Genomic DNA, 17,609 nt, shown 5'->3' with positions numbered 1-17,609 from the left:
ACGTTCACATTCGGCGTCCTGCCTCAGGTTCACTAGCTTGCACTTCCTGTGCAAGCTTACGAGAATTTTATATTCGCAAAAGAAGAATTTCTAAATGGAATTTCAATAGTTTTGACGTTTCGTATTGCAAGTCACTTCGGATAAATTTCATACTTGCTATTCACCTTCATTATGATAATTTGCATTTATAGCCACAAAGCTAAATTTTTTAAATACCTCTGAGTTTGAAGAGGCTGTGGGGTAATAGTAGTCTATATTTAATAATTATAGTCAAATATCAAAAAAACGCATGGAATTCCATGTGTTTTTTAATGCTTGGATATGTTAGTAATAAATAGTTATATTATACATAAATTTAATATATTGTGTTATAATTAAAAAAAGATAAATATAGATTGGGGGCTGTATATGTATTTTAAAGAATATATTTTGCCATTATGGTACTTTTCCTTTCCAATAATATATTTGCTACTTAGCATATACTATTTTCTTTACAGGATACTAGTAGCAAAAGGATTTCATCATAAAATAAGAATAGAACAAAGAGAATTTAGATATATATTTTTGTTTGTTATAGGGTTAATATTAATAACTATATCATTGCAAAATAAAAATCCTATTTACGCTTTTTTATCAATAATACTAATAGGTAGGGGATTTTGTTTATATGATTATAATTTCATTTTAAATGAAGGTTTATTTATAAAAGGAAGATTTATTTCATGGAATAAAATTAGTAGTATAGATTATAAAAAAAATAATAAAACAATGATACTTAGTTATTTTAAGAATAATAATGATAGTAAAATATCAAAAGTCACTTTTAATATAGGGTATAATTCAAATTTAGAGCTAGAAAATAGGCAAAAGAATAAAATAAATAATATTGAGAATTTGGATAAAATATATCCAGTGAAAAGCATTAAAATAAGGTTATTTTTAGCATTAATTTTCTTTATAATGATTTCTATATATGGCTTCTATAATTTATTGCAGCCAAAAGTATTAGGAGGAATTATAGAAAAAACTTTTAATCACAGTGAAACTTCTTCTATAGCTGTTCTATACGAAGGGGAACTTAAAGGTGAGGAGCTACATTATGATATGTCAACAACATCAAAAGAAGATAAAATAAAGGAAATAAAGAATTATCTTAATTCCTTTTATGTAAGAAAAATTCCATATCAAGATTTAGGATACACTTCTATTAATAGATACCCATATTCGATTACACTTTATGAATTAAATGGGGATAAAGTAGAAATATTTATTTCTAAGAAAGAACCTATCCTTGAGATAATAAGCGATACTAAGAAAAGAAGTTACTTTATAGAAAGTGGATACGAAAACTCGAAATTTGTAAATAAATTTGGTGAAAGTATACATTAGTTTCTAAGCAAGTATTCGAATTATAGTACAAAAGTTTAGTACATTTTATGAATAGTGGAATACCATTATGCCACTACTTTTATTAATATTCTTCATTATTAATTGGATTCCAGTCCATTTATTGTGAATTAGTACTATAATGTTTGTAAAATGAAGTTATAAGTAGTATGTTATTCAAAAGAAATATTTTTATTATAATTATTTTATTTGTTACAAAAAAAGGGTTTTTGAAAAATAAATAGAATATAATAACAAACTCAAAAAAAATTTATAAATGGAGGTAAAAAAAATGAAAAAAAATAGTAATTTAACATCTGCTAAAGAGGCTGTAAAGGCATCAGCAGAAAAAGTTATAAAGTCTACAGAGGAGAAAGCCGAAGCAGCAATAAAAGTGGCTTCTGATGTTGTCAAGAAAGAAAATGTGGAAAAGACTATTAATGTGGTTAAGGATACTGCTAAAAATGTTAAATCAAAAGCTACTAAAGTGGCGACCGCTGCAACAAGTGTTGCAAAAAAAACAAAAGCAAAAAAAGTGGACGTTGCATTCTACGTTCAATATCAAGGGAAAGAGATTAGCAAACATACAATACTAGAAAAAATTCGTGATGAGTGGGTTAAAACGCATAAACTTTCAGAACTTAAGACCATAGATGTATATTTAAAGGTTGAAGATGATACAGCTTATTGTCTGGTAAATGGAAAAATCAACATAGACTTGAAATTATCTTAAAAAAAAAGGCTTATAGCCTTTTTTTAAATTGAACTAAAAAATTAATGGAGTAACGATACTAAGCAATTTTGTTTTCTGATTAAGTGGGTTTATCCATGAATGATAAGTAGTTGAAGGATATTGTATTGAATCGCCTACTTTCACTAAATAATCGATTCCAGCAAGATTAACAATTAGTGCTCCTTCAAGTACATAAACAAATTCTTCACCGGGGTGACTTGATTTGCTGCCATGCATTTGCTCTGGAGGAATAATGATTATCATAGATTCAATTTTTCTTCCAGTAAAATCTCCGCTAATTCTAATAAATTCTGAATTTGAACCTTCTATTTTAAATACTTTTTCTTCTTCAGCTTTAACTAAAAAATTGTGTATTTCAGGAGGCTTGAAGAAATAGTTCATTGGAACATTTAATGCTTCAGCAATTTTTTTTAGTGAGGTTATTGCAAGTGAAGAATAGCCATTTTCTACCTGAGATAGAAAGCTTACTGAAAGACCAGTCTTCATGCTCAAATCTTTTAAGGTTAGGTCCTTTTCTTTTCTCAGATTACGAATTTTTCCTGATATTTCAGCTATCATTATTTCACTCCTAAAATTTTACTGTTTACCACCATTGACAACAATATATTATTTTTAAGTTTTTTATTTATTTTACCAAAAGTGCCCATATCTATTATTTAATATAATAACATACTAAAAATAATTCTTCAATATAAGAAATATCACAATCACTATAATGCTAGAATAATATGAATAAAAAAATATAGTTTTATTTAAATAATTAAGGTGATAGTTAAAATTATTATTGTATTACTTAAAAAATTACTAATATACTTAAAAAGGTTAAGTATATTATTATTTTGTATGATATAATGTATTAAAAATAACATAATATACTGACTATTAGAATTGCATTAAAAAAGAGTAAGTAAAAAAATGAAAGAAAAAGCTGGTTTAATGACTGCATAATGCAGAAAATATAATCATAATATTTAGGAGGGATTTTTAATGATACAGGAAAGACTTAACAAAGTTTTAAAAATTATGGCGGATAAGAAAATACCTCAGATGATAGTTTCTGATTCAAATGCTATTTTTTATCTTACAGGTAAGTGGATATTGGCTGGAGAGAGAATGCTTGTACTTTATCTCAACACAAATGGAAACAATAAATTATTTATTAATGAGCTGTTCCCTATAAGTGAAGATTTAGGAGTAGAAAAGATATGGTATAGCGATACGGACAAACCAATAGAAATTCTTTCAAGACATATCGATAAAGATATGCCAATGGGTATAGATAAAGACTGGCCTGCGCATTTCTTATTAAGATTAATGGAGCTAAAAGGTGGTAGCGCTTTTGTTAATGGTTCTAAAATTATTGATAAAGTAAGAAGCTCAAAGGATGAAGTAGAAAAAGAATATTTGAGAGCATCATCAATGCTTAATGATATTGCTGTTGAAAAGATGATTAAACTTGTTTCAAAAAAATATTCTGAAAAGAAAATGGGGAAAATGCTTGGTGATATGTGGGAAGAACTTGGAGCAGAAGGACATTCTTTTGACCCAATAGTAGGTTATGGTGCTAACTCAGCGGATCCACATCATGAAATGGACAACTCAACTGTTAAAGCAGGCGATAGTGTAGTTATTGATATTGGTTGTATTAAAGACTCATATTGCTCAGATATGACAAGAACCGTTTTCTACAAAAGTGTATCAGACCACAGTAGAGAAGTTTACGACATAGTTAGAGAAGCTAACAAAAGAGGAATTGAGAAAGTTAAACCAGGAGTTAGATTCTGCGACATAGATGCTGCGGCAAGAGACTATATTACAGAAAAAGGGTATGGAAAATATTTTACTCATAGGTTAGGACATTCTATAGGACTTCAAGACCATGAGTTTGGAGATGTTTCTTCTGCTAATACTGACAAAGTGGAAGTAGGAATGTGCTTTTCAATAGAACCAGGGATTTACATACCAGGTGATGTTGGCGTACGTATAGAAGATTTAGTAATAGTGACTGCTGATGGTTGTGAGGTATTAAATCATTATCCAAAAGACTTAATTATTGTAAAATAGCATAAAAATACTATTTAAATAAAGTGGGGGTCTCATAAGTATAAATGAGACTTCCACTTTTCTATATATTAAAGGTGAGCCCACTACTTTCATATCCTAAAAAAAGGGTTTTTAGAAAAAATATAGAATATAGTAACGACAATATAAAAGTATTTGTAAATGGGGGTAAAGTATATGGAAAAAAATAATACATTGATTTCGGATAAACAAGCTATGAGCTCAACAGAAGAAGCGGCAATTACAAAAGAAGATGTGGAAAAGACTATAAATGCGTTGAAGGATATTGTTAAAAATGTTAAATCAAAAGCTACTAGAGCAGCTACTACAGCAAGCGCTGCTACAAAAAAAACAGTATCTAAAAAGACAGATGGTGGTTTCTATGTTCAATATCAGGGAAAAGAGTTTAGCAATCAATTAATACAAGAAAAAGTTTATGATGTATGGTTAAAATCTCATAAAAAATCTGAAATTAAAACCTTAGATATATATCTAAAGGTTGAAGATGATACAGCCTATTGTTTGATAAATGGAGAAATTAATATAGACGTGAAATTATCTTAACATAATTTTACGAAAATTAAAAAAGGCTTATGGCCTTCTTTTTTATTTTGTTACGTCAGTAGATTTAAGAGCTTCCATGAAATTAATTTTTATGGAGTCTCTTATACATATTAATATGTAAGTTTCGGATACACTAATTAATGATAATATATTTGACAAATTTAGATTCAGAGGTGTTTAATCATTTATAAGCAGGATTACTCCCCGATAAAATAGAATTTACAATGAATTTGTGCGGAAAGCCCACTCCTTGAGGTGTGGGATGGATAGCATAAGAAATTAATTTTTTTATTTGTGTACAATGTTGTTTACACATACACATTTTGCGATATACTTTAATTATGGAAAATGAATATAGAACAACTAAAACTACAATAAGTTTAATTAATTATCATTTTATATTTTGCCAAGATATAGAAGAAAAATATTCTTAATACCTAATATGGAAGAAAGATTTAAGTATGTGGTCAAATTTATACGTGACGAGTTTAACGAATTAAAGAAAATGCCTAGCTTATGGACTAGAAGTTATTTTATATCAACTGCGGGAAATGTGAGTAGTGAAACGGTAAAAAAATATGTGGAAAATCAAAAAACAAGATATTAAAAGGAGGTGAATATTGTGTCAAATTATATATTAACATTAAAACTAGATACAGAAAAATATCAAGAAGATATTTTAGATAAGAGATTAGAAATAAGTAGGAATATATATAATAGCTGTTTAGGAGAATTATATAAAAGATATAATTATATGAGACAGTCTAAGGAATATAAGAAAGTTGTTAAAATTGCTAAAGGAAAAGAACGTAATAAACAATTTAATGAATTAAATAAAAAATATAGTTTGACGGAGTATTCACTTCATAAGTTTGTAAAACCTATTCAAAAACATTTTAAAAATAACGTAGATAGCTTCAGCACTCAAAAGATAGCTTCAAGGTGTTTTAGTGCATTTCAAGGATTAATGTTCCATACTGCAAATAAGGTTTGTTTTAAGAAATATGGAGAAATGAACAGTGTTGAAGGGAAGTCCAATGGAACGGGGATTAGATTTAAAGATAATCAATTAATTTGGAATGGGCTTAAAATCAACCTTATTGTTAAAAACAACGATGAATATGCAGAAATTTCGCTATTAAACGAAGTTAAATATTGTAGAATAGTTAGAAAATTTATTCGTGGAAAATATAAATATTATATTCAATTAGTTTTAGATGGTATCCCTCCTATTAAATATAATAAAGAAACTGGGGAAGTTAAAAATAGTATTGGAAAGGGTAATGTTGGAATAGATATTGGTACTCAAACTATAGGGATTGCCTCAAAACATGAGGTTAAATTATTAGAATTAGCACCCGAGGTTAATAATATTGAAACAATTAAAAGAAGATTATTAAGAAAACTAGATAGACAAAGAAGAATTAATAATCCTAATAGTTTTAATGAAAATGGAACAATCAAACATGGTGTAAAATTAATATGGGTTAAATCAAATAAATATATTAAAACTCAAAATGAATTAAGAGATATTCAAAGGAAACAAGCTGATATAAAAAAGCAAAGTCATAATATTTTAGCTAATAAAATAGTGAGTTTAGGGGATAGGATATTAGTAGAAACAATGAACTATAAAGGATTGCAAAAACGTTCCCAAAATACTACCGTTAACGAGAAAACAGGAAAATTTAACAAGAAAAAAAGATTTGGAAAGTCTTTAGCAAATAAAGCCCCAAGTATGCTTTTAACTATATTAGACAATAAATTAAAGTGGAATAATACTGAATTATATAAAGTTAATACTTATAAAATAAAAGCATCACAGTATAACCATTTTGATGAGAAGTATAATAAAAAAGAATTAAGTGAACGTTGGAATATATTCAATGTCGATAATAAAGAAATTAAAATTCAAAGAGACTTATATAGTAGTTTTTTAATAATGAATGTAAAAGAAAATTTAGAAGAAATAGATAGGGATTTATGTTTTGGAACTTATGATAATTTTAAGCATTTGCATGATAAAGAAATTAATAGATTATTAAGCAGTAATAATAAAAAAATATCAAGTATGGGAATATAAAAACAAATTAATAAAAAATTTAATAGGTTTTGATATGAGCCTTATACTATCGTTAATTTATCCATTAGGATAATTGGTAGTGAAAGTCTTAGAGAGGTTGTTTAGTTCTTATATGTTGTAATTTATAGTTTTTATATAAATGAGAGTATAGGAGAAGATAATGTATTTAAGAACCCCATACCTTTAGGCGTGGGAGTATCAGGACCGTTATGAAAAACCATTATTTATTGTGGAAAATGGTTTAGGTGCTGTGGATGAATTAATAACAGATGAAAATGGAAATAAAACAGTAATAGACGATTATAGAATTAATTATCTAAATGATCATTTGCTTCAAGTATCCGAGGCAATAGAAGACGGTGTAGAATACTTCCTGGGGATGTATCGATCTTGTTAGCGCAACAACTGCAGAACTTAGAAAGTGATATGGATTTATATATGTAGATCGTAATGATGATGGTACAGGTACATTAAAAAGATATAAGAAAAAAAGCTTTAATTGGTATAAAGAAGTAATTTCAACAAATGGGGAAAGCTTAATAAAAAAATAAAGTATTGATAGTGCTAACACTATCAATACACTACTGGAGGATTAATTATGTTAAATATAGGTTGTCATTTATCAGTATCAAAAGGCTATAAAGCTATGGGAGAAGAAGCTCTAAAAATAGGAGCAAATACATTTCAGTTTTTCACTCGTAATCCTAGAGGTAGTAAAGCAAAAGAAATCGACCCAAAAGATGTGGAAGCGCTTTTAGAAATAATGAAAGAAAATAAATTTGCTATAATTTTAGCTCATGCACCATACACCCTAAATGCTTGTTCCGCTGATGAAGGCACAAGAGAATTCGCAATTAGTGTTATGGCGGATGATTTGAAAAGAATGGAATATTTACCTAATAGTCTTTATAATTTCCATCCAGGTAGTCATGTGAAGCAAGGCGTAGAGGTGGGCATTGAATATATTATAAATATGCTGAACACTGTACTAAAACCAGAACAAACAACTACAGTACTTCTTGAGACAATGTCAGGAAAAGGAACAGAAGTAGGTAGAACTTTTGAAGAGTTAAAACAAATTCTTGATGGAGTCACTCTTTCAGGCAAAATGGGAGTATGTCTTGATACTTGCCACATTTATGATGCTGGTTATGATATAGTTAATGATTTAGATGGGGTTGTAGATGAATTTGATAGAATAATCGGCCTTGATAAGCTTTGTGCAATTCACTTAAATGATAGCAAAAATCCATTTGAAAGTCATAAAGACCGCCATGAAAAAATTGGTGAAGGTTCTATTGGAAAAGAAGTGATTATTAAAGTTATTAATCATCCAAAACTACGTCATTTACCATTCTTTTTAGAAACTCCAAATGAATTAGCTGGTTATGCTCAGGAAATTAAGATTTTAAGAGAAGCGTATATAGAATAATTTGGTGCCATCCACGTGGCAAGTGGCAAGTTATAATGTTATTAAACTGTGGATAATTCACTATAAATAGATATAAAATGTGTGCTATTGTTGAAGTATATTGGGTTTTCGGAGGAAAAATTATGTTGAATATAGGTTGTCATTTATCAGTGTCGAAAGGCTATAAAGCTATGGGAGAAGAAGCTCTAAAAATAGGAGCTAATACGTTTCAGTTTTTCACCCGTAATCCTAGAGGTAGTAAAGCAAAAGAAATTGATCCCAAAGACGTAGAAGCGCTATTACAACTAGCAAAAGAAAACAAATTTGCTATAATGCTAGCACATGCTCCATACACTTTAAATGCTTGCTCTGCTGATAAGCACACAAGAGAATTTGCACTGAGAATTATGGAAGATGATTTAAAAAGAATGGAATACTTACCAAATAATCTTTATAATTTCCATCCAGGTAATCATGTGAAACAAGGTGCGAAAATAGGAATAGAATATATTATAAATATGCTGAACATTGTACTTAAACCAGAACAAACTACTACGGTACTTCTTGAAACAATGTCTGGTAAAGGAACAGAAGTAGGCGTTCGATTTGAAGAATTAAAACAAATTCTTGATGGAGTTTTGCTTTCAGGCAAAATAGGTGTATGTCTGGATACTTGTCATGTTTATGATGCTGGTTATGATATAGTTAATGATTTAGATGGGGTCATAGAGGAGTTTGATAGAATTATTGGTCTTGACAAGCTATACGCAATTCATTTAAATGATAGTAAAAATCCCTTTGAAAGCCATAAGGATCGCCATGAAAAAATTGGTGAAGGTTCAATTGGAAAAGAAGTGTTTATTAAAATCATTAATCACCCCAAACTACGTAACTTACCATTTTTTTTAGAAACTCCAATTGAATTATCTGGTCATGCGCAGGAAATCAAGTTTTTACGAGAAGCATATATAGAAGAAGGTTCCGCCCACGTGGCAAGTAGCAATATGATTAAAAACAAATAAACAGCTATGAGAGAAATCTCATAGCTGTTTATTTAATAAAAACTAATAGTAATTGGAAAAATTTGATTTACCCACGTAAAGCTTATATCCAATGAAACCCGAGGCGATGCATATTATAATTGTGGAAGTTGCTACAAAAATCAAAATTGTATTTGCCTGTGGCATTATAGAAAAACTTTCAAGAAATTCAACATTCCCTAAATCAGATGATACAGGCATAGAAAATTTTAGAGTGAATAAAAGTCCATAACCAATAGTAGTAAACGCTGCAAAGCAGGAAAGCCTTAATTTTTTGTTTTTTATAAAAGTAATTGCAATTCCACTAGCAAGGATTATTACAAATATACAAACCATTAATAAATCCCCTTTTGCCATTTGAGTGACAGTAGTTTCTGGAGGTGATGTAATGCTTTGGGGATTTAGCAGATATGCAATCCCAAATATAAGACCAAATAAAGCTATAATAGAAAACCAATACAGTAAAAAACCTATAAATATAATTATTATTGACAATAAAAATATATTAATCACTGTATATCTCCTAGTTACAGGAACAGTTTCAAATAGTCTGTTACGGCCATTAAGTATGCGGTTAATCATCCATATACTTACCATTGGTAAAATAATTATTAAATTACCGCTTGTAAATATTGCATTTCCTGAAAATATATAAATAGTCATAAAAACTACAGCAAAAATACAGGAAAAATAAAGCAATATCTCCAATGGATTCTTCCAGGTCATATCAATTGGTGGCGTTGAATTTAGTAATAGTTTTTGATAGGCAATGAATTTTTTTAACATACTAAGCACCTCTTTCCTTTATAGAGTTTGTATGATATGAACATTGAAATAGGTAGTGTTACAGAAGTTAAAGTGGAGGTTAGTTGCACCAGAAATCTCGCTAGTTTACCAGTAAAAACCCCTATAAATAAAATAAAACTAAATAGAATAAAAAAATGGGATTTTGAAGTTTTTTTAGCATTAACAAAACCAATTGAACTACTTAAAAGTAACTGATAATTTAAAAATCTCTTTAGCATTTTTATACCTCCTTGTAAAACTTTCTGAAGCTTGCTATTTTGATACTCTTCATTTTTTTGCAACCATGTAAAGCATAATGTCCTCAATTGTAGGTCTGGCAGTTTTAATCCCTGCTACATTCTGAAGTTTTAATTTTTTGGTGCATAATCCCTCATATCCAAAAGGTGTTTCTTTTATTCCTATAAGGTCAGATTTGATTACATCTGTCATAGCCTCTTTATCAATATGTGCTAAGAGATACATATCAAGCATTTCATCTTTTCCATTAGAAAAAACAATTTTACCCTCATCAATCATGGTTATATAATCAGCAATTTTTTCAAGATCACTTGTAATATGTGTTGAGAATAGTATGGACCTTTCCTCCTTTTGCATAAGTTCTAAGAGTAAATCCATCACGTCAGCCCTTGCAATAGGGTCAAGACCTGCTGTAGGTTCGTCAAGTATGATTAATTCAGGATTATGACATAGTGCCATTACAACTCCGAATTTCATCTGCATACCTTTTGAATATGCTGAGAGCTTTTTACTTGGGTCAAGGTCAAAGCGGTTCATTAGCTCCTCAAACCGAATGCAATCAAAGGTTTTATAAAATGGTGATATCATCTTTTTGATTTTAGTAGGTTTGAGATTGAGAGGATAGATTAAACTATCAAATACAACCCCTATTTTTGCTTTAACTATTTCTTCGTTTCCATACATCACAGTACCGTCGAATAACACATCTCCTCTTGTTTTTGGAATCATATTAAGCATTGTTTTAATAAGAGTGGTTTTGCCTGAACCGTTTCTTCCTATAAACCCCATAATAGTTCCCTTTTCCAATGGAAAGCTTACATCTCGCAAAGAGAACTTACCTATACTTGCTTCTAGGTTTTTGATTTCCAAAGCATTATTTGTCATCTTCAATACCTCCATATATTTCATTTAGAACTTTAAACATTTCCACGGATGATATGCCTACTGTGTCTGCAAAGTCTTTGATTTCAAGAAGTCTTTCCTTAAGCATATCAATGTGTATTGCTTTAATTTTATTTCTGTCAATCTCTGCTACAAAGCATCCTCGCCCTTGTAAATTGACGACAATACCCTCTTTTTCAAGTTCTTCATAAGCACGTTTTACGGTTATAATTCCAACTTTCAAATCTTTTGCCATAAGCCTTATTGACGGCAATTGCTCCTGGGATTTTAAGGTTCCCTTGAGGACCATTTCTTTTATCTGAGTTTGTATTTGTCCATATATGGGCGTTTGTGAAAGGGTTGATATAAGAATATTCAAGCACACCACCTCCTTATCTACTGTTATTATATAATAGACACAGTTGGATGTCAATGATTTCCTTGGTAGTATAAGTATTCTTATGAAATTGCTAATATTGCAGCATCAGCTCTGCTTTGAAAAGTCACAGCAAAGTATGGAACTAATGGGCGATGATACTGAATTATTAAATGATAAAAGCATGAACTTATAGCTGATGGGAATATACGTGGGTGGCACTTACTTCACTATATTTTAAAAATCACTTCTAAAAATCCGGAAAGTTTGATATAATAATTACGAACATATGTTCTGAAAGCTTTAGAAGGTTACTGCTTTTGGGATAATGATTTTTATGAATTAGATGTTATAGAAGGGGTTGGAGGTATATGAAGGTTTTAGCTTTACCTATAGAAATGGTTTCTTATACAGATGATAAAGGTGCTATAAGGCCTATAAGGTTTAGAATGCAAATGGTTAATGAGCCCATGCAAGTTATAAAAATAGATAAAGTTATAGTAAAAGACACTGAGAAACTTGCAGGAAACCTTATGCTTGTTTATAAGTGTCAAAGTTTAATTGGCAATGATATAAAATTATTTGAGCTTAAGTATGAAATTGCAACTTGTAAATGGATTTTGTTTAAGATCTAGATATCTGGTGCCATACACCATGCAGTAGCTCTCATACTTGGCTGGAAATAAACTAGGTTCAAATTTTCAATATGAAATATGCTTAGAAATCAATAAAAGCGACTATGTGAAAACATAATCGCTTTTTATTGTTTCAGTTATTTAATTTTAACGGAACTAAATAAATTTGTTATAAGATCGATAATCGGCTTTAACAATTGTAAAAGAGAGCCAAGAATATCGCTTAATATAGGTACTGTAATACCTATTTGTTGAAGCACATATATTAAAAGGAATATACCTATTGTAATACTTAGTATTCTTCCAATTATTTTAAATACAGCAATACCAAGATAAGCAAGTAATATAGCTAATGCAAACATAATAATGGTATTCAGATTAATATTAGAAAAATTAACGTTCATAAAAACACCTCCATTATTAATGAAATTATAACTTAAACGCTACGTTTTAGCAAAGGTAAAATTTTCTGGTACTCAAGGTAAGATTATGTAAAAATAAAAAAACACCATATACCAAATACAGTTTCTACTGCAATAGTAAATGATGATATTACTGTATAAAGCTGGGCTACATAGCTGTTAAAAGTATTTTAATTCCAACTAGTGATAATACTGAAGCGCCAACACATATAGCAATTAAGATAGAAGAAAATCTCGACATTTCAGGCACACTTTCATATTCAGGTTTCATAATAAATTGTCTCCATTTCTGCCTTTAAAGGCTATACTATAAATTTCGATCCAAGATTTATTTGACATATGGTCTTAACAATAACATCTTCAATTAATATAATACTAAATAATTATTGCGATTAGGTGTCAATAATGTAAACAATATATAACTATTAGGGAAAAATACTTTTAGATATTCTATGGATAGCCAAACACTATTTTTTCTTGCATACTTCTAACATCTATGGTATAAACTTATAATAAGATTTCGTATAATTGTAGGCGGTGATAATTTGGACATTAAAGAGTTAATAGCAAAAAATATTAGTACTATAAAAGACTTAAGAAAAAAACTAAATGTTAACGCTGAATTATCCTTTGAGGAGAATAAGACTCAAGGTATTATAATTGATTTTCTAAAAGATATAAATATTGAAACGAAAGTATTAGTAAGGACTGGAGTGGTTGCTACTTTAAATTCTGGAGATACTTGCATTGCAGTTAGAGCAGATATGGATGCCTTACCTGTAAATGGTGTTTCTCATGCTTGTGGCCATGATTATCATATGGCTATTGTTTTAGGTACTGTGCTAATACTTAAAAAATTAGGGTTTAATAAAGTTGTAAAGTTTATTTTCCAACCAGGTGAAGAAAATGAAGGTGGAGCTGACCCAATGATAAAAGAAGGGGTGCTTGAAGACCCTAAGGTTAATTATATGATTGGATTTCATGTATGGCCTAATGTAAAAGTTGGAACAATAGAAGTAGCAAGTGGTGCCTCAATGGCCTCAGTAGACAATTTTCATATGCGCTTCATAGGTAAGGGGGGGCATGCCGCTATGCCCCATTTATGTAAAAATCCAATATATCCTGCCATTGAATTTATTCAAAGCATGAATATACAATCTAGAATAGAAAATAATCCTTTGGATTCACATATAATTACTTTTGCTTCGATAAAATGTGGTAATGCTAATAATGTAATAGCAGAAAAATGTGAGGTTTTAGGTACTGTTAGGACTTTTAGTAATCAGCTTAGAAATAAATTGCATGATGATATATTAATAAATTCGAAGTTATCTGCAGAGAAATATGGCTGCAAGGTGGAAATGGAATATGATTTTCAATACCCCCCATTAATAAGTAATGAATTACTCACTAATAAATTTATTGAGATTACGAAAAAACTCATAGGTGTAGATAAGGTTTTGCATTTAGAAAAAACCTTTGCTGCAGAGGATTTTGCATTTTTTGCTGAAAAGGTTCCATCAGTACATTTTAGACTCGGTATAGGAGATGGATCTAAAGGAATTCACCCACTTCATTCTCCAGACTTTGATGCCTCCGAGGACTCAATTTTAAATGGGATTTATATAATAACAAATTTTATAATTTCTATGGAATAATAAGTTGATATAATATATATTAATAACAATAATTTCAAAGGAATAAATCTTCAATTAGATGAGATGTATAAAAACTCAGATGAAATGGCTTTTGAGGTATTTGAGAAATTAATAGAGCAAGGAAAAGAATGTGAAATCCTAGAAACGGGAAAGGAATTTCCAAAATTTTTGATAAACGGGAAGAAATATATAATGATGCATAGAATAGCTTCAGTCAAAGGATTCCCAGTACTAGCAATACAGCTAAAAATTTGTAAAGATTAAAGGACATTAATTAAAGTTTGGGGTGATTTTATATGAATTTTGCAGCAGATCAAAGTGTACTAAGTATAATGATAATGATTGTGATTGGATATTTTTTAGCATATAAAAATTTACTTGATGAAAAGGCAATTAATTTGATAACAACTATTGTTGTAAACATTTCACTTCCCATGATGATGTTGAATACAATTTTGAGCAATTTTACAAAATATAAGCTTATAGCTGACTCAAGTGGTCTAGTAGTTCCTTTCTTATCAATAGGTTGTTGTTTTATTATTGCCAAGTTTTTTGCTAAAATTGCAAAGGTTAAAGATAATAGGCGTGGACTCTTTGTGTCCATGTTTTTTAATTCAAATACTATATTTATGGGAATTCCAGTTAATCTTGCGTTATTTGGAGAGAAGAGTGTGCCTTATGTTTTGCTTTATTACATAGCCAATACCACCTTTTTCTGGACTTTAGGTATATACGAGATTACTAAAGATGGGAACAAAAAAGCGTTAAAGTTTTTTTCAATTGATTTTGTCAAAAAGATATTGTCTCCACCTTTAATGGGGTTTCTTGTTGGAATGGTTTTGCTGTTATTAAATATTAAATTGCCAGCATTTATTATGGATACCAGTAAATACTTGGGCAATCTTACAACTCCCTTATCCATGTTTTTTATTGGTGCATCCATTTACCTCGTAAATTTGAAATCTGTAAAGTTTAGCATGGATATAGTTTGGATATTAATAGGTAGATTTGTAATATCACCACTGCTAGTAATACTAATTTTGCCTATGTTTCCTATACCACAGCTTATGGGTTCGGTATTTGTTGTACAAGCAGCTATGCCTGTCATGGCTAATTCTGCAATAATTGCAAAGGCTTATGATTCTGATTACAATTTTGCTTCGCTCATGATAGCAATTTCAACTATAGGCACTCTATTTGTTATCCCAATTCTAATGGCAATATTATAGACTACATTGTTAATATGTAGTCTATTTATAAAATAAATCTATCTATATCTTTAATCCATAATATAGGTGTGAACATATTTCTCCATGGAAATCTGCAATTCCAGGTAGACAGCCCCATTCCTTAAATCCAAATTTTTGGAGTAACTTTATACTTGGAAGATTCCACTCAAGCAAGATTACAAGTAAGTTTTTAAAGTTCAATTCTGTACTCTTTTTAATTGCAAATTCCATTAATTTTGTTCCTATTCCCTGGATACTCATATATATCCCCCCTATTGTTTTTATTACTAATCTAAAATTTTCTGCTATTTAACCAACCAATATTGAAATTATAACATAATAACTAACGGTTATTTATTTTATAACTTCAATAATTCTCATTATAAAATTATCAAGTTTTTCACCAAAATATCCACTGAGTGCACCTATTAAAGTTCCTACGTTTGTGGATAAAATCAACATAAAAATACCGTAAAATCAAGAAATCCTGAATAATACGGTATTTGTGAATTATAAAATTGTTTGATTATCATTATGCTTCTTTTCATCATTTACATGGTCAATAGCCCCCGCAACTCCACCAACTACTGAAGCCACCACAATGCCAGTTGCGGTAATTGTTCCTACCGCACCTGCAATTGGAAGTACAGTAACCGCTGCCACTGCTGCAGTAGCTCCAATAGCTATATTTTTCATTAGTTTTATCAATCGCATAAAAACACCCTCCTTTTATTAATTTAGTTAATTTTCACACTGCCTTATGTATATTTTTATGATGTTCCTCTTAATGAGTAACAATGTTGTCTTTATTTTTATTTTGTTATGAATATAATCTCATTCATAATTGTATCACTATACATAATGAAAAAAAGGTATAGAATTGCAATAAAAGTCAAATAGTAAAGGATACCTCAAAATTTTTAAAGGGGATGATTTGTACAATAATTAATTTTCTTAATAATAATAATAATAATTTATTGGAGGTTTTTATAATGAATACTACAATTATGGCTATTGCCTTAGAAAAAAGAAATAGGTTTGCTCCAGAGTTACAAGAAATTTTAACAAAACATGGTTGCATTATTAGCATGAGGCTAGGACTACATGAAACGTCCAAAGATTTATGTGCAGAAAGAGGTTTAATTTTATTACAACTTTGTGGTGAAGAAGCAGGAATATCTGCTTTAAAAGAAGATTTAACTAAAATTGAAGACATTAAGGTAAACACAATGGCAATATAAATATATAATTGAGGGGAGACTGTATTGTGAAAAAAATATTGTCACGTATTTCCGTTATTTTATTTATAGTAGCTACGAGTATTGGGAGTAGTTTAAATATTAGTAACATTGCGTTTGGTGCTCCTATTATTGAGACCAAAACACAAGAAATTAAAGAGATAAAAAAGCCAGAGGTTTCCTTAATACTATTAAAAGACGGAAATGAAAGATTTCAGAAAAATGTGCTAATGCAAGCTAACACAAGCAGTACAAAACGGGAAGAATTAATTAATGGTCAACATCCTTTTGCAGTAATTATCACTTGTTCAGATTCTCGAGTACCACCAGAATTTATTTTTGATCAGGGACTTGGCGATTTGTTTGTTGTCCGGGTGGCAGGTAATGTAATAGATAAGATAGAACTCGGAAGTGTTGAATATGCGGTGGAACATTTAAAGACCCCTCTTATAGTTGTAATGGGACATGAAAATTGTGGTGCTGTTGAGGCAGCAGTGGAAGAAAGTGGGAAAAAACAACATGGAAATATTGGAGCTATAATAGATAAGATAGAACCTTCCGTTAAAAAAGTAAAATCTAAGAATTTACAAGGTGAAAATCTAGTTGAACAAGTGACCAATGAAAACATTAATAACTCTAGTCGTGAACTAAAACATTCAAAAATCATTAAAGAAGAACTAAAAAAGGGAAATATAAAGATAGTAGAGGCTAAATATTTGCTAAAATCAGGTGTAGTTCAGTGGTTTAATAATTAATGAAGTAGATACATATAGACAAAGAGACAAGTCATTATTTAATGTACTTGTCTTTTTGTGAGTTTAGAAGC

At 29.7% G+C, this 17,609-nt stretch carries 22 protein-coding genes and 2 pseudogenes; 16 read left to right on the top strand and 8 right to left on the bottom strand.

Annotated elements, in window-relative coordinates; translation table 11 throughout:
- The first annotated feature begins 408 nt into the window (after nucleotides 1-408).
- The gene (locus G9F72_RS20155; RefSeq protein ID WP_164957784.1) at nucleotides 409-1,389 is read left to right on the top strand and encodes a hypothetical protein; all 981 of its coding nucleotides are present in this window, start codon (nucleotides 409-411) and stop codon (nucleotides 1,387-1,389) included.
- A gap of 289 nt (nucleotides 1,390-1,678) precedes the next feature.
- Nucleotides 1,679-2,119: a DUF6465 family protein gene (locus G9F72_RS20150; RefSeq protein ID WP_164957785.1), complete on the top strand. Its 441-nt coding sequence runs from the start codon at nucleotides 1,679-1,681 to the stop codon at nucleotides 2,117-2,119.
- Nucleotides 2,120-2,152: 33 nt separating this feature from the next.
- On the opposite strand, the gene G9F72_RS20145 is transcribed toward G9F72_RS20150, so the two are convergent.
- On the bottom strand, nucleotides 2,153-2,698 hold the full coding sequence (locus tag G9F72_RS20145; protein WP_164957786.1) for a helix-turn-helix domain-containing protein: 546 nt from the start codon (nucleotides 2,696-2,698) through the stop codon (nucleotides 2,153-2,155).
- 429 nt (nucleotides 2,699-3,127) lie between these two features.
- Here G9F72_RS20145 and G9F72_RS20140 point away from each other — a divergent pair, with 429 nt between their 5' ends.
- The 7 genes and pseudogenes from G9F72_RS20140 (at nucleotide 3,128) to G9F72_RS20110 (ending at nucleotide 9,281) form a co-directional block, all read left to right on the top strand.
- On the top strand, nucleotides 3,128-4,204 hold the full coding sequence (locus G9F72_RS20140) for a M24 family metallopeptidase (protein ID WP_164957787.1): 1,077 nt from the start codon (nucleotides 3,128-3,130) through the stop codon (nucleotides 4,202-4,204).
- A gap of 174 nt (nucleotides 4,205-4,378) precedes the next feature.
- Nucleotides 4,379-4,765 (top strand): DUF6465 family protein, encoded by a 387-nt coding sequence (locus G9F72_RS20135; protein WP_164957788.1) that lies wholly within the window; start codon nucleotides 4,379-4,381, stop codon nucleotides 4,763-4,765.
- 487 nt (nucleotides 4,766-5,252) lie between these two features.
- Nucleotides 5,253-5,372, top strand: a pseudogene (locus tag G9F72_RS27675) (transposase); the annotation flags it as partial.
- Nucleotides 5,373-5,387: 15 nt separating this feature from the next.
- The gene (locus G9F72_RS20125) at nucleotides 5,388-6,848 is read left to right on the top strand and encodes a transposase (protein ID WP_224676191.1); all 1,461 of its coding nucleotides are present in this window, start codon (nucleotides 5,388-5,390) and stop codon (nucleotides 6,846-6,848) included.
- 202 nt (nucleotides 6,849-7,050) lie between these two features.
- Nucleotides 7,051-7,399, top strand: a pseudogene (locus G9F72_RS20120) (family 1 glycosylhydrolase); the annotation flags it as partial.
- Nucleotides 7,400-7,446: 47 nt separating this feature from the next.
- A complete protein-coding gene (locus G9F72_RS20115; protein ID WP_164960055.1) occupies nucleotides 7,447-8,280 on the top strand; it encodes a deoxyribonuclease IV in 834 nt (277 codons plus the stop codon).
- 122 nt (nucleotides 8,281-8,402) lie between these two features.
- A complete protein-coding gene (locus G9F72_RS20110; protein ID WP_164960056.1) occupies nucleotides 8,403-9,281 on the top strand; it encodes a deoxyribonuclease IV in 879 nt (292 codons plus the stop codon).
- 42 nt (nucleotides 9,282-9,323) lie between these two features.
- On the opposite strand, the gene G9F72_RS20105 is transcribed toward G9F72_RS20110, so the two are convergent.
- Nucleotides 9,324-10,085 carry a hypothetical protein gene (locus G9F72_RS20105; protein ID WP_164960057.1) on the bottom strand — a complete coding sequence of 254 codons (762 nt, stop codon included), beginning with the start codon at nucleotides 10,083-10,085 and terminating at the stop codon, nucleotides 9,324-9,326.
- A 36-nt stretch (nucleotides 10,086-10,121) separates the two neighbouring features.
- Between G9F72_RS20105 and G9F72_RS20100 the strand changes: the two genes are divergently transcribed.
- On the top strand, nucleotides 10,122-10,301 hold the full coding sequence (locus G9F72_RS20100; protein ID WP_164960058.1) for a hypothetical protein: 180 nt from the start codon (nucleotides 10,122-10,124) through the stop codon (nucleotides 10,299-10,301).
- 72 nt (nucleotides 10,302-10,373) lie between these two features.
- Here G9F72_RS20100 and G9F72_RS20095 read toward each other — a convergent pair whose 3' ends face one another.
- The gene (locus G9F72_RS20095; protein ID WP_164960059.1) at nucleotides 10,374-11,228 is read right to left on the bottom strand and encodes an ABC transporter ATP-binding protein; all 855 of its coding nucleotides are present in this window, start codon (nucleotides 11,226-11,228) and stop codon (nucleotides 10,374-10,376) included.
- On the bottom strand, nucleotides 11,218-11,604 hold the full coding sequence (locus G9F72_RS20090; RefSeq protein WP_164960060.1) for a GntR family transcriptional regulator: 387 nt from the start codon (nucleotides 11,602-11,604) through the stop codon (nucleotides 11,218-11,220). The genes G9F72_RS20095 and G9F72_RS20090 overlap by 11 nt, the downstream gene beginning before the upstream one ends.
- 368 nt (nucleotides 11,605-11,972) lie before the next feature.
- Between G9F72_RS20090 and G9F72_RS20085 the strand changes: the two genes are divergently transcribed.
- Nucleotides 11,973-12,236: a hypothetical protein gene (locus G9F72_RS20085; RefSeq protein ID WP_164960061.1), complete on the top strand. Its 264-nt coding sequence runs from the start codon at nucleotides 11,973-11,975 to the stop codon at nucleotides 12,234-12,236.
- 137 nt (nucleotides 12,237-12,373) lie between these two features.
- On the opposite strand, the gene G9F72_RS20080 is transcribed toward G9F72_RS20085, so the two are convergent.
- The gene (locus tag G9F72_RS20080) at nucleotides 12,374-12,640 is read right to left on the bottom strand and encodes a hypothetical protein (protein WP_164960062.1); all 267 of its coding nucleotides are present in this window, start codon (nucleotides 12,638-12,640) and stop codon (nucleotides 12,374-12,376) included.
- A gap of 166 nt (nucleotides 12,641-12,806) precedes the next feature.
- Nucleotides 12,807-12,929 carry a hypothetical protein gene (locus tag G9F72_RS27210; protein WP_263486996.1) on the bottom strand — a complete coding sequence of 41 codons (123 nt, stop codon included), beginning with the start codon at nucleotides 12,927-12,929 and terminating at the stop codon, nucleotides 12,807-12,809.
- Nucleotides 12,930-13,203: 274 nt separating this feature from the next.
- Between G9F72_RS27210 and G9F72_RS20075 the strand changes: the two genes are divergently transcribed.
- From G9F72_RS20075 to G9F72_RS20065, 3 genes are all read left to right on the top strand, one after another.
- A complete protein-coding gene (locus G9F72_RS20075) occupies nucleotides 13,204-14,316 on the top strand; it encodes a M20 family metallopeptidase (protein WP_164960063.1) in 1,113 nt (370 codons plus the stop codon).
- 63 nt (nucleotides 14,317-14,379) lie between these two features.
- Nucleotides 14,380-14,580 carry a hypothetical protein gene (locus G9F72_RS20070; protein WP_164960064.1) on the top strand — a complete coding sequence of 67 codons (201 nt, stop codon included), beginning with the start codon at nucleotides 14,380-14,382 and terminating at the stop codon, nucleotides 14,578-14,580.
- A 32-nt stretch (nucleotides 14,581-14,612) separates the two neighbouring features.
- The gene (locus G9F72_RS20065; RefSeq protein WP_164960065.1) at nucleotides 14,613-15,545 is read left to right on the top strand and encodes an AEC family transporter; all 933 of its coding nucleotides are present in this window, start codon (nucleotides 14,613-14,615) and stop codon (nucleotides 15,543-15,545) included.
- A 42-nt stretch (nucleotides 15,546-15,587) separates the two neighbouring features.
- Here G9F72_RS20065 and G9F72_RS20060 read toward each other — a convergent pair whose 3' ends face one another.
- Nucleotides 15,588-15,806 carry a GNAT family N-acetyltransferase gene (locus G9F72_RS20060; RefSeq protein WP_187356120.1) on the bottom strand — a complete coding sequence of 73 codons (219 nt, stop codon included), beginning with the start codon at nucleotides 15,804-15,806 and terminating at the stop codon, nucleotides 15,588-15,590.
- Nucleotides 15,807-16,055: 249 nt separating this feature from the next.
- Entirely contained in the window at nucleotides 16,056-16,259 is a 204-nt protein-coding gene (locus G9F72_RS20055; RefSeq protein ID WP_164960066.1) for a hypothetical protein, read from the bottom strand.
- Between the two features lie 278 nt (nucleotides 16,260-16,537).
- On the opposite strand from G9F72_RS20055, the gene G9F72_RS20050 reads away from it, so the two are divergent.
- Nucleotides 16,538-16,786: a hypothetical protein gene (locus G9F72_RS20050; protein ID WP_164960067.1), complete on the top strand. Its 249-nt coding sequence runs from the start codon at nucleotides 16,538-16,540 to the stop codon at nucleotides 16,784-16,786.
- Nucleotides 16,787-16,812: 26 nt separating this feature from the next.
- Nucleotides 16,813-17,538, top strand: a complete 726-nt coding sequence (locus tag G9F72_RS20045) for a carbonic anhydrase (protein WP_164960068.1) — start codon at nucleotides 16,813-16,815, stop codon at nucleotides 17,536-17,538.
- The last annotated feature ends 71 nt before the right edge of the window (nucleotides 17,539-17,609 follow it).

The sequence above is a fragment of the Clostridium estertheticum genome (assembly GCF_011065935.2).
In the GTDB taxonomy this organism is placed as follows: domain Bacteria; phylum Bacillota; class Clostridia; order Clostridiales; family Clostridiaceae; genus Clostridium_AD; species Clostridium_AD estertheticum_A.
Note: the sequence above shows the minus strand (reverse complement) of the source record. Positions and strands in the feature narration are given on the sequence as shown.

Coding starts and splice junctions, on each gene's coding strand:
- G9F72_RS20155 (WP_164957784.1), top strand. CDS start 409: ATGTATTTTAAAGAATATATTTTGCCATTATGGTACTTTTCCTTTCCA.
- G9F72_RS20150 (WP_164957785.1), top strand. CDS start 1,679: ATGAAAAAAAATAGTAATTTAACATCTGCTAAAGAGGCTGTAAAGGCA.
- G9F72_RS20145 (WP_164957786.1), bottom strand. CDS start 2,698: ATGATAGCTGAAATATCAGGAAAAATTCGTAATCTGAGAAAAGAAAAG.
- G9F72_RS20140 (WP_164957787.1), top strand. CDS start 3,128: ATGATACAGGAAAGACTTAACAAAGTTTTAAAAATTATGGCGGATAAG.
- G9F72_RS20135 (WP_164957788.1), top strand. CDS start 4,379: ATGGAAAAAAATAATACATTGATTTCGGATAAACAAGCTATGAGCTCA.
- G9F72_RS20115 (WP_164960055.1), top strand. CDS start 7,447: ATGTTAAATATAGGTTGTCATTTATCAGTATCAAAAGGCTATAAAGCT.
- G9F72_RS20110 (WP_164960056.1), top strand. CDS start 8,403: ATGTTGAATATAGGTTGTCATTTATCAGTGTCGAAAGGCTATAAAGCT.
- G9F72_RS20105 (WP_164960057.1), bottom strand. CDS start 10,085: ATGTTAAAAAAATTCATTGCCTATCAAAAACTATTACTAAATTCAACG.
- G9F72_RS20100 (WP_164960058.1), top strand. CDS start 10,122: ATGAACATTGAAATAGGTAGTGTTACAGAAGTTAAAGTGGAGGTTAGT.
- G9F72_RS20095 (WP_164960059.1), bottom strand. CDS start 11,228: ATGACAAATAATGCTTTGGAAATCAAAAACCTAGAAGCAAGTATAGGT.
- G9F72_RS20085 (WP_164960061.1), top strand. CDS start 11,973: ATGAAGGTTTTAGCTTTACCTATAGAAATGGTTTCTTATACAGATGAT.
- G9F72_RS20080 (WP_164960062.1), bottom strand. CDS start 12,640: ATGAACGTTAATTTTTCTAATATTAATCTGAATACCATTATTATGTTT.
- G9F72_RS27210 (WP_263486996.1), bottom strand. CDS start 12,929: ATGAAACCTGAATATGAAAGTGTGCCTGAAATGTCGAGATTTTCTTCT.
- G9F72_RS20070 (WP_164960064.1), top strand. CDS start 14,380: ATGTATAAAAACTCAGATGAAATGGCTTTTGAGGTATTTGAGAAATTA.
- G9F72_RS20065 (WP_164960065.1), top strand. CDS start 14,613: ATGAATTTTGCAGCAGATCAAAGTGTACTAAGTATAATGATAATGATT.
- G9F72_RS20060 (WP_187356120.1), bottom strand. CDS start 15,806: ATGAGTATCCAGGGAATAGGAACAAAATTAATGGAATTTGCAATTAAA.
- G9F72_RS20055 (WP_164960066.1), bottom strand. CDS start 16,259: ATGCGATTGATAAAACTAATGAAAAATATAGCTATTGGAGCTACTGCA.
- G9F72_RS20050 (WP_164960067.1), top strand. CDS start 16,538: ATGAATACTACAATTATGGCTATTGCCTTAGAAAAAAGAAATAGGTTT.